The organism is Brevundimonas sp. EAKA (assembly GCF_000698025.1).
Lineage (GTDB): Bacteria > Pseudomonadota > Alphaproteobacteria > Caulobacterales > Caulobacteraceae > Brevundimonas > Brevundimonas mediterranea_A.
Window position 1 is genome coordinate 1 of record NZ_JMQR01000269.1, and the last position, 787, is coordinate 787.

A 787-nucleotide genomic window follows, 5' to 3' on the forward strand; every position below is an offset into this window, starting at 1 on the left:
GCATAGCGCCGAGACGGCGGGGGCGCGTCCGCACGACCGGCGCCTCTTGCGGACCGCTGCGATCCGGGTCCAAATGGTGCGCTGACGACTGCGGGAGGGCAGACGATGTCGAAACTGAGCCTTGCCTTGTGGGCGGCCCTCGCCACCTTCCTAATAGGGACTTTCCGGACCAGTTTTCCGGCTGAATGGGGCGGACGCCCCGGCCTGTTCGCCCTGGTCGTCGTGGCCGTTTCGACGCTCGCCTGGACCATCGAATACATACGTCGGTGGCAGCGCCTAGGCGACAGACGCTAGATTCAAACCGGCCACGCATGCCGATATTCCGAAACCCCTGGCTACAGGCCGTACTCCTGGGCGCAGGCCTGTTCGCCCTATCCCTGCTCATCCGAGCGGCGGCCAATATGGTCGTCGGCAGTTTCACCGCCGGCCCCGGCGCGCCGGACGCCATGGTCGCAGCCCAGGATACGGTCTCGCGGTTCGCCTATGGGTTTCTCCTGGCCGTGTTTCTGCCTGCGGTGATCGAGACGCCGCTGGTCGTCTGGGCGGTCCGGCGCGCCCGCGACGACGCCCCCAGCCTCGGGCTGGCCTTCATCATCGCGATCATTGCGGCGCTCGCCTGGCTGTTGCACGGCATGAGCCCCGGCTCGCTCGGCCAGGCGACCGCCTTCGACGTGATGGCCTACGCCGCCTGGGGTTGGTCGCGACGGCTGGGACGGCTTCGAGCCTACGCCCTGCCGACCCTGTCGCACGCCGTCTGGAACAGCATCGGCCTGGCCCTCTTCATGGC

1 protein-coding gene is annotated in these 787 nt (G+C 68.1%); it reads left to right on the forward strand.

What is annotated here, in order from left to right; translation table 11 throughout:
* Positions 1–311: 311 nt before the first annotated feature.
* Positions 312–787 (forward strand): hypothetical protein (locus ER13_RS17410; RefSeq protein ID WP_197019821.1); only part of this gene is annotated, 476 nt, incomplete at its 3' end.